This is a genomic window from Rhodopirellula maiorica SM1, assembly GCF_000346295.1.
In the GTDB taxonomy this organism is placed as follows: domain Bacteria; phylum Planctomycetota; class Planctomycetia; order Pirellulales; family Pirellulaceae; genus Novipirellula; species Novipirellula maiorica.
Genome location: NZ_ANOG01000196.1, coordinates 1 through 10,448, shown reverse-complemented (window position 1 = coordinate 10,448; position 10,448 = coordinate 1). Strand labels below are relative to the sequence as shown.

Sequence of the window (10,448 nt, the reverse complement as noted above, 5' to 3'; positions counted from 1 at the left end):
GGGAATTCCGACCGCGATTCTTGTCAACGGCGAAGGGAAAGTGATCTCGTTAAGTGCTCGCGGTCAAAGACTCGACAAACTGCTAGCCGAGACGCTAGGCGAGCCCGACGAGGATGCGGAAGCAAAAGACGACGCAAGCGATGCGAAGGACGACGCGTCAGAATAACGCGTCAATCGATCATCTGGTCAATCGATCATCGGATGGTTGCCCCCAAGTCGTGTCGCGGGGGCTGACAGAATTCGCTACAACATGATTCCTTCGTTGGACCGCCCGCTTCGCTATGGCCCCATAGCCTAGCGGGCTGCTGTTTGCCCTACCGCCGGAACCGTCTGCTGATTTCCGCTGGGCGTTTTCCGGCGGCATCGAAACAGGTCAGGGTATGAGTGATTTCCATCTACACGTCACCAGCACGCTAGGACTATTGCTTGGCGTTTGCCTGGCTGCCGGCGTGTTCGCCGATGTGTTTCATCTCCCCAAAGTCACCGCTTATCTTTTGGTCGGCCTATTGGTCGGCCCCAGTGTGCTGGACTGGATCCCCGAAGACCATGTCGACGGATTCGAACCGGTGCTCGAGTTCGCGATGGCGATCGTGCTCTTTAACCTGGGGTGCGAATTCACGTTTTCCAAGGTGCGGCGTATCGCCGCTCATTGTCTTGCGTTATCGGCAGCAGAAATCCTGTTGACCTGTGGGTTGGTTACACTCGGGCTGAAACTGTTCGGATACGGCAGCGGCACCGCGATCTTGCTGGGCTGTCTGGCCGTCGCCACTGCGCCAGCGACAACCATCTTGGTGCTGAAAGAATTTCGCTCCGAAGGTCCGGTCACCGAAAGCACCGGGTTTCTTGTCGCGGTCAACAATTTTGCTTGCATCGTTTTATTCGAATTCGCCTTTCTGCTGATCCATCTATTCCAAGGAAAGTTGGACGTCACCATCGCTGGCGAACTGCAGTGGCTGTTTTCGAATCTCGGGACCGCATTTGCTTTGGGCATCGCTGGCGGTTTGATCATCAGCTACGGATGCGGACTGCTGAAGTTCAGCCGATGGTTGGTATTGTTGATGGCAACCACGACTTTTCTATTAGGTGCATGCGAGTCGCTGCACCTGCCTTACATGGTGACGTTCTTGGTGATGGGAGTGACTGTCGCCAATACGTCGGACATGAAAAACAAGATCGTCGGCGAACTCGACCACTTGTCCGGTTTGCTTGCGGTGGTTTTCTTTGCCGTCCATGGAACGCACTTGGACGCCAACGCGTTTATCGCCGCCGGAGGGATCGGGGCACTCTATATCGTACTTCGCATGGCCGGAAAATGGCTGGGCGTTTACGGTGCCGCTCGATTGACGCGGCAACCGCTCGAAGTGCGTCATTGGTTGGGAACGTGTTTGTTTGCGCAAGCGGGCGCCGCGATTGCTTTATCGACGATTGCCGCAAACCGCGATCCTGAATTAGGCAAACCGATTCAAGACATCATTCTGGGGTCGGTGGTAGTGTTCGAGATCATCGGGCCACTGTTTATCCGCAAATCGCTGTTGCGAACCGGCGAAGTCCCGTTGGCCCAGGCCATCAGCCACACCAACCGCACGCCGCTGGAACAAGTTCGCGCGGTCGTCGACCGATTTCGCGCTGCCATCCACCAAGACGCGGCCGAACGTACCGTGGCCAACAAGGTCAAAGTCAGCGACTTGTTACGCAAAACCAACGGCATTCATCAATCGGCAAATTTTGAAGAAGTCATCTCGCATATCGAACACAGTCACGACAACACCTATCCGGTGGTTGATGAGCGTCAACGCGTGGTCGGCGTCATCCGCTATCCGCTGCTCAGTAACGTGATGTTTGACGAGAACGCCACGACGCTGATACGTGCCGAAGATTTGGCGAGCGAGACCGATTCGTTTCTGTACCCCGATGAACCCGCGCAGCGAGCTTTCGAATTGTTCGAAGCGGAAACCGACGACTGCATCCCGGTCGTCGCGCGAACAGAGCCTCACGAGTTGGCCGGAGTCGTGCGACGCAGCGACATCATGCACGCCCTGATTACCCAGCGTCGCAAAACGAAATAGACGCATTGCTTTTGTCTATGATGAAAACATTCGCCGCCGAACCATCGCGATCGTGGCCAATTGATCCGGTTTTAACGTCATGGTTTGCTTTGCGGTTGCCAAAGCCGAATCAAAGTGATGATCGGCCAAAAACAACATCGCAGGCTGCGGCAGCGACGCTTCATCCGCAATGGCCTGTAATAACTTGCATCCTTTGCCGTTAATTCGGTGCGCGTAACAGAGATCGCCGAACAGCGAAACCGACGAATGCGCGTTGCGTGCGATGCGACGTTGGATTTGCCAAGCGAGCAGTAGCGATCCCACCACGATCGCAGCGGCGATCAATATCCACTGCGACGAATCACTCGTGGCGACCGCCGTTTCTTTGTAATCCAGATTGACGTCGCTCATCCGCGTTTCTGCGAACAACAGGTAGGACGTTAAATTGATCATGTCTGAAATCAAAATGCAGTGTGGAAGAATGTGGGTGATAGCAGAGATTCAAAAACGAAAAGCGAATCACGAATTGGGTTAGAAAGTCTTCATTGCTTCTCGATACCGGATCGCCTTGACCGCGGCGTCACTCACCGGACACGGTGGCAGTGCGGACATTTCTTTCAACAGCGACATCGTGCTATTGCTTTCGGCACGTGACATAACTTGGCATGCGAGCACACGTGCTTCCTGGTGATCTTCGCGTGAAATCCGCTCGAACGAATCGCTTAGCAAATCGACGGCGGCCAACGCATCGGCTGCGGCAATCGCATCCAGCCGCTTGTTCAGCACGGGGTGCCGGAGTCCGTCGCGTATCCGAGCAATGGCATCGGTATCAATCGTCATCACCACGCGTCCCAACGCGCGACGATGCTTCTCGGGCATATCGGACAATCGGTGCAGCATGGCGTCCGCATGCAGCGGACCGAGGATGCGACGAACCGAACGCACCAGCGAAGGATCTTGATGATCGAGCAACTGAATCAAATGATGTAGCAGCAAGGCGACTGGATCCGCTGTGATCGCGTCTTGATTTCCTTGGGCGATCAACAGTGCCGCTTGATGCCAAATTTCGAAATCGGGCACACTGCATTTCATCATCCCCGCGACGGCGGCGGGAATGCACCCATGACCGTCGCGATGAATGGCCGCCACGATCGTTCGCAGAGCGACCAAAGGATCGCCGCCGGATTGACTGTAAACATGAATCGCCGCCGCACGATGATTCGCACTGATTGCGTCCATGAGCGAGTCATCATCCGCACAACACTTGGGCATCCCTAGCTCATGCAGATTCTTGAGCACCGTGGCGGAGGGTTCTTCGCCAATCGCACGCAACAGCGAGTCACGAAAGACGTCGTCGGTGCGGATGGCTAAAATCTCAAGCAGGAACGATGGCACATTGCGGCGACAAATGAACCCCGCCAACAGCTCGACCATGCCAGCACGCTGAGTGGTCAACAATCGGTTGCCGATCATTTTGCAAAACTCAGAGCTGGATGACGTAAACTGTCGCAATTCGGCATCAGCCCATGTCGAATTGACTAAAAAGGCATCGATCAGTTGCTCGTTTTTGTGTTTGTGAATTCGCTCGACCGATTGCGCCAGCGCTGCCACGACGGGGGTGCGAATCGACGGCTTGTCTCGATCGGCACGCGCTTCGTGTCCGAGTTCATGGGCCAGTTGCAGAATGGCCTCGGTCGCCGCTTCACGAATGGTTTCCGCGGGATGCGACTCGGCAATCGGAATCAAATCGACCAACAACGGGTACAATCCGATCATCACCGACGCGTTAATCGCGTGAGCAAGGTTGTCGTCTTTGTTTTGTAGTGATTTTTGGACCGCGGGCGTAATCCACCCCTTTCGCTTGCGAAGTTGGCCAAACAAGTCGGTGGGAAAAATGTCCCATCGCGACAGCACCGCTTCGGCGCAATGGGGCTCCTCACGCTGCAACAAGGACTCGACCGCATACGAACGCACCACCTCGCTGCTGTCTTCGAGCGCGATCAAGAGCAAGTCCACCGCAGCAGCATTGCGGGACTCGGCGAGCGTTGCGAACGTGAGGGAGGGACCTTGCATTCTTCTTCAAATGACAATGTTGGGGGTCTCGAAATCAATCCGACGTGCCAAGAAGGACATTCACCATCATGTCGTCAGGTAACCGTAGCTTGATGCAGGACACGAAATTGCATTGCCCTCAGAAAATCTGTAGCTCCGCCAGCGTGAATCGACACCGCAAACCGCACAAACCACATAACCAAGCCAAGCGGCACCTATTTGTGGGGTGAGACAACCCGCGCATGCGACGTAGAGACCGTCTTTTGTCGGTTTCGATTCCTGCGATGTATGCTCTATAATCACGGTCAGCCACGGGGCTCCACGTCATGCATGATCTCCAGTCACGCTATCGCGCTGGGCAACCGGAAAATCAGATCGAGCAGCTCGCACCACGATAAAAACCACCCGCTTGGGTATCGACAACGAACCTACAACCTTTTGTTAATCCAATGAATCAACGCCCCGCCAACATTGTCCTCGAGGAATCCTTTTTGGATGTCCGAGCGAAGGTTCTCGAGATTGCCGCGGTACTCGATCGCGTCGATCGATCACTGCAAGACGACACGCCGCTGGACGAAGACATCAGCGTTCGACGCGATAAGATCCATGATGCGATCCGGTTGCTGCTAAGCGAAGAACCTGATCGTGCCGAACGTGTTCAATTACTGTTTTCGCGAAAATATTCCCCCGCTTGGCGGTCAGAATTAAAAGTCGATTGATGTGACGATAGAATTCGGCCACCAATTGACCGCGAATGTTCCCGCGGCCAGTTGTCTTCCCTCCTTCAACATTTGATCTCGAGCTAAATTGCCATGGACTACATCGATCCCCACATTCATATGGTGTCTCGGACCACCGACGATTACGCGACGCTGGCGCGAATGGGATGCGTGGCGATGAGCGAGCCGGCCTTCTGGGCGGGCTACGACCGCGGCAGCGTTGACGGGTTCCGCGATTACTTTCGCCAATTGACCGAAACGGAACCGAAACGCGCCGCCGCGTATGGGATCCAACACTTCACTTGGCTATGCATCAATGCCAAAGAAGCCGAGAACGTTTCACTCTCACGCGACGTGATCGCGATGATTCCCGAATTCCTCGATGCCGCCAACGTGCTTGGGATCGGCGAGATCGGGCTGAATAAAAACACCCGCAATGAATCGATCGTCTTTCTCGAACATCTCGAATTGGCGATCAAGCACAACCAATCGATCTTGATTCACACGCCGCATTTGGAAGATAAGTTCCAAGGCACCCGCATGATTCTCGATATGTTGTCGGACGATCAACGACTCGATCGCGATCGCGTTCTCGTTGACCATGTCGAAGAACATACGATTGCCGAAGTGCTTGATCGAGGTTTCTGGGCCGGCATGACGCTGTACCCTGTCACCAAATGCACGCCCGAGCGCGCTGCGGACATGATTGAGATGACCGGAGGCGAACGTTTGCTCGTGAATTCGGCGGGCGATTGGGGGCCAAGCAAACCGACCGCCGTTCCCGATTTGATTTTTGAATTACGCCGTCGTGGTCATCGCGAATCGCTGATCAAAAAAGTCGTTTACGACAATCCAATTGAGTTCTTTTCGAAAAGTCCTAACTTTAATTTCACGCCACGCGACGCCTCCTAGCGGTAAGGGTGGCTCGCTATAAAGGTGCTCACTGACAAAACCGATCGCGCGCGTTTCATAGTCCCTTTTCGCCAAGATGGCATCGTTGATGAGTTCCGCATCCCTTAGTAGCGCCGCGTCAAGACAACGAAGTGGCCATGGATTCGGAACTATCGCTGGGGTCTTCACGCCCTGTATGTTGACGATCCTTGGCGTCATCATGTTTTTGCGGTTTGGTTTTGTCGTTGGCCAAGCCGGGATCATCGGCACGATGGCAATCGTGTTGTTCAGCAATGCGATCACGCTGTTGACCACGCTGTCGTTGTCAGCGATTGCCACCAACACCAAAGTCGAAGGCGGCGGAGCGTACTTTCTGATCAGCCGCAGTTTGGGTGCGGAATTCGGCGGAGCGATTGGACTCGTCTTCTTCGCCGCCCAAGCGTTATCGGTGGCCATGTATGTGATCGGGTTTACCGAGGCTTTGGTTGGTTATTTGCCCGTGGGAACCTCATCGACGCTCGTTGCATCGCTGACCAATATCGCGGTGTTTGCCTGTGTCGCCATCGGCGCGGCGTGGACAATGAAGCTGCAGTTTCTAATTCTTGCAGCAGTTCTGTTTGCTCTGTTTTCTTTTTATGCCGGCGCGTGGACACAGTTCGATACCGCGATCTTCCTGCAAAACAAAGGCATGGGATTCAGTGACGGCGAGTCGTTTTGGACGGTGTTCGCGTTGTTTTTCCCCGCAGTGACGGGAATTATGGCAGGTGCGAACATGTCAGGCGACTTGCGCAACCCCGCTCGCTCGATCCCCCTGGGAACGCTCGCTGCCGTCTTCGTCACCGGGCTGATCTACATTTCCGAAGCAATTTTGATTGGCGGATGTCGTGAACGTGAAACGTTGATTACCAACAATTTGGTGCTCTCGGATATCGCGGTCTTGCCTGCTCTGATCGCCGCGGGAGTGTTCGCTGCGACTATCTCGTCAGCGCTGGGCAGCATGATGGGAGCTCCGCGGATCCTGCAGTCACTGGCCCGCGACCGTTTGTTCCGTTGGCTCCAACCACTAGGCATCGGTTCGGGTGCCAACTCAGAACCACGTCGTGCCATCTTGGTAACGTTCTTGATTTCACAAGCTGGCATTCTGCTTGCGGACCTTAATACGATCGCGCCGTTGATCACGATGGCGTTTTTGGTGACGTATGGGCTGCTGAACTTGGCGACCTTCTACGAATCGATCACCAAAAACCCAAGCTACCGCCCTCGATTCAAATTCTGTCACTGGACGACTTCGCTAGCGGGTGCGATCGGTTGCGGCATCGTGATGTTGTTGATCGATTGGCAGTGGGCGTTTGTCGCGATATCGCTTTTCGCGGCACTTCACTGGTACCTGTCAAAGATTGATCTGACCGCCGATTTTGGTAACGTGACCAGCGGCTTGCTGTTCGAGCGAACACGCAAAAACTTACTAAAGCTCGAAGGCGAACTCTACCACCCAAAGAATTGGCGGCCGTTCGTTCTGGCGCTCAGCGGCACCGGTTTCTCTCGGCCGCATCTAGTTGTCTTCGGTCATTGGTTGACATCACGCACCGGCATTTTGACGCTCGGACAAGTCATCCAAGGTGAATTGGATGACCGTCATCGACGTCGTATCTCGCAAGAAAAAATGCTGCACACGATGATCGGCGAACACGGATTGAACGCGTTCCCGGCTGTGGTGGTCGCTAGCGACTACGTGACCGGAGTCGAAGCGTTGGTGCAGTGCCAAGGGCTCGGGCGATTGCGTCCCAATGTCGTCTTGCTGGGCTGTCCACTATCGGCCGACCGCATGAAGATCTTTTCTGGTTTGCTGCGGAATCTAAAAGGACTCTCCCGCAGCGCCGTCGTGCTCCGCCGCACCGACGAACCCAATGATGATTGGCGGCCACCGAGCGGCACGGTCGATGTTTGGTGGCGTGGGCGAGCCAATGGTGAATTGATGGTGCTGCTGGCGCACTTGCTGTTGCAAAACGAAGATTGGCGAGGCCGTGAATTGCGACTTTTGCGTGTCGTCGACAACGAAGCCGGAATTGCTGAGGTCCGAAACCACTTAGAGAGTCTTTTGAAAGCCGCGAGAATCCCCGGCGTGACCAAAGTCGTCGTTTCGAAGGATCCTGAGATGGCGATCCAGACCACCAGCCGCAATGCCGCGATGGTATTTTTAGGGATGCAGCCGCCCAACATCGGCGACGAAGAAGCGTTCTTCTACCGCACCGAAAAATTGGCGGGCGGCCTGTCGCGAGTCGTGTTTGTGCAAAGCGCCGGCGGAATGCGACTGGAGTCGTAAGTCAAACTCCGCTGCCATCGTCACTCGGCCTTTCACCCCGGTATCCTTCATTCACTCGCAGCAAACCGTGGCGTCGGCAATTGCTTGGGCTCAAGTAATGCGTCCTTCTGACATTTCAGGGCAGTTTAATGAATAACGCGATGCAACTTGAACAGAACTCAGCCAATGCTTGCATTGCAGTTTCTGTTAGGTAACCCACAAAAACTGTGGTAGGCTGGTTCCCCGATTTTGCGTTTCGATCCGCGTTCATTTGCAACGGATCAAAGCGGCTCATCTCTTCTCATTGGATGTGGGGCACCGAGGCAATGAACGCTTCTTCTCACAGCGGCACAAGTCCGCTATCGACGCGTTGGCTGGGCGTCTACCGCGACGGCCGACTGTACACTCAGCCCGCGGTCGCAACGCGCCTCGCGAAGCGATCGAGGACTTTTTGTCGAACCGGCTAGCCGTGATCGATCTCGATTCGACCCGCCCCACCGCCGCGGAGCTTTATGGCACGAAGTAACATCGTACTCGTACTCAGGCGCCAGCCGGTACTCGTACTCGTACTCGTACTCGTACTCGTACTCGTACTCGTACTCGTACTCCTACTCCTACTCCTACTCCTACTCCTACTCCTACTCCTACTCCTACTCCTACTCCTACTCCTACTCCTACTCCTACTCGAAACGGGGCTCCTACTCGAAACAGGGCACCAATGACCGAACCCATTTTCGACCACGATCGACTCGACGTTTACCGTCTCTCCATTCAGTACGTCGCATCGTCGTTTTCCATCGCAAAGGATCTTGGCGGTTGCCATCGTCACGCACGCGACCAATGGCTTCGCGCGGCCCAGTCGATTCCGCTAAACATCGCCGAAGGTAACGGGATACGCAGCCTCAAAGATCGCAGTCGCTTTCTCGACATTGCACGTGGCTCGGCGTTAGAGTGCGTCGCGATCCAAGACGTTCTTGCGGCGACCGATGGAATGAACGATCAGTGCCATCGCCAACTGAAGCAAATACTGCACCGGATCGTATTGATGTTGACACGGTTGATTGCACGATCCGATGTCGTGGCTGAGTCTGGGGCCGAGTACAATACCGCACTCGAGTACGAGTACCGCAATGCTGAGTACGAGTACCGCGAGGCTGAGTACAAGTACGAGGAAGGCAGGAAGCCAGAACTAGGCCGTGCACCTACGGACGGCTTGCGAGGTTTTGCCAACGGAAAATCAATCGTCCGTCCTAAGTGATGGAAACCGAGATTCTGCGAATCATTCGGTGTGAACTAAAAATTTACTTGTCGGTTATTCGCAGTGGAGCGACTCACTCCGCTGGCTCATTCCCGAGCAGCGGGATCGATTCGCCACCGCGGAATTTTTCAAAATGTTACAAACACAAATCACCGACCGCTATTTGAAACTCCCCCGACATCCGCCGCAGTAGCGCGGCGTTGCCAGAGATTGCAACTGACCCTCTTTCGAAAGAAAGAACACAAGCGGTTCCACGGTCAAGCTGGCTACGATCTCGCACCGAGGTAAGCAGCGCCTCGAATCCCCATTCCACAAATCGAAGAAAATTTGCAGCAACGAGCTGTACCTCACCAGCAAAAACGGATTAAAATCAGGAAAAACAAAAGTGAGTCTCCAGTGTGGAGTCTCGCCCCCATCAAGTACGACACCAAGTCGTACATAACCACGTTGTCGGACCTCAAGATGGATGCATCCACACTTACATTCCATCTACACGAAGACCGCTGCTTCGTTGGCCAACTGAATTGGATTCGTGACGAAACGCAACTCCGCTTCTCAGGTGCGGACGAACTGCAGCACTTCGACACTTTTCGCAACAAACACCTGCCGTGCATCTCGACGACTCCTGAACAGCTGGCCGAATTTGCTGATGCACTCAACTTGCTCGATGTTTGGACGTGGCGTGACCAATACCGCTCCGAAGATTGTGGCACGATCGTGGATGATGGCTACAACTGGCGATTCACAGCTCAGCTTGGTGATCTGCGCTGCAAATCTGCTGGTTACAACGCTGTTCCTTCATTTGCTGATCCGCAAAAAACGTCTGTCGATAATTCGGGACGGTACGGCCTGCTGATTGCTTCGTTCTGCGACGTTTTCCGAATTCGCATACCGGGCTACAACTGCTGACACCAGCGCGCCGAGGTCTGACAACAAGGTTTTTACGCAAGGGCCTTCGGCACACCTTCTTTGGTTGGTCACGCGGGCTGACGTTGGTACAATCTTCCGTAGTTCAGGCGTCGTCCGCTTCGTTTAGGGCGGTGTCGTAAAAACCTTCCGTTGTCGGGCACTAGTCATCCGAACCCCAGAGCAAATCTCCGCTGAGCTGGCCGACACCATTCGGCACGTTTACAAACGCCCTTCGATGCACACTCGCCCTTCTAACATCGAATCCACCCTCT

The 10,448-nt window shown here is 54.7% G+C and carries 8 protein-coding genes; 6 read left to right on the top strand and 2 right to left on the bottom strand.

The window, feature by feature from the left end:
- Positions 1-380 precede the first annotated feature (380 nt).
- Positions 381-2,066: a cation:proton antiporter domain-containing protein gene (locus tag RMSM_RS06050; protein WP_008693051.1), complete on the top strand. Its 1,686-nt coding sequence runs from the start codon at positions 381-383 to the stop codon at positions 2,064-2,066.
- A gap of 15 nt (positions 2,067-2,081) precedes the next feature.
- On the opposite strand, the gene RMSM_RS06045 is transcribed toward RMSM_RS06050, so the two are convergent.
- Together RMSM_RS06045 and RMSM_RS06040 are read right to left on the bottom strand one after the other, a co-directional pair.
- Positions 2,082-2,498, bottom strand: a complete 417-nt coding sequence (locus RMSM_RS06045; protein WP_008693049.1) for a hypothetical protein — start codon at positions 2,496-2,498, stop codon at positions 2,082-2,084.
- 78 nt (positions 2,499-2,576) lie between these two features.
- Positions 2,577-4,118 (bottom strand): hypothetical protein, encoded by a 1,542-nt coding sequence (locus RMSM_RS06040; protein WP_008693047.1) that lies wholly within the window; start codon positions 4,116-4,118, stop codon positions 2,577-2,579.
- Between the two features lie 428 nt (positions 4,119-4,546).
- Between RMSM_RS06040 and RMSM_RS06035 the strand changes: the two genes are divergently transcribed.
- The 5 genes from RMSM_RS06035 to RMSM_RS06005 all read left to right on the top strand — a co-directional run bounded on the left by RMSM_RS06035 (position 4,547) and on the right by RMSM_RS06005 (position 10,176).
- Positions 4,547-4,816 (top strand): hypothetical protein, encoded by a 270-nt coding sequence (locus RMSM_RS06035; RefSeq protein WP_008693044.1) that lies wholly within the window; start codon positions 4,547-4,549, stop codon positions 4,814-4,816.
- Positions 4,817-4,909: 93 nt separating this feature from the next.
- Positions 4,910-5,728: a TatD family hydrolase gene (locus RMSM_RS06030; RefSeq protein WP_008693042.1), complete on the top strand. Its 819-nt coding sequence runs from the start codon at positions 4,910-4,912 to the stop codon at positions 5,726-5,728.
- A gap of 88 nt (positions 5,729-5,816) precedes the next feature.
- Positions 5,817-8,030, top strand: a complete 2,214-nt coding sequence (locus RMSM_RS06025) for an APC family permease (protein WP_081614041.1) — start codon at positions 5,817-5,819, stop codon at positions 8,028-8,030.
- A gap of 697 nt (positions 8,031-8,727) precedes the next feature.
- Positions 8,728-9,267, top strand: a complete 540-nt coding sequence (locus RMSM_RS37800; protein ID WP_008693036.1) for a four helix bundle protein — start codon at positions 8,728-8,730, stop codon at positions 9,265-9,267.
- Between the two features lie 396 nt (positions 9,268-9,663).
- Positions 9,664-10,176: a hypothetical protein gene (locus RMSM_RS06005; RefSeq protein ID WP_144057409.1), complete on the top strand. Its 513-nt coding sequence runs from the start codon at positions 9,664-9,666 to the stop codon at positions 10,174-10,176.
- Positions 10,177-10,448 lie beyond the last annotated feature (272 nt).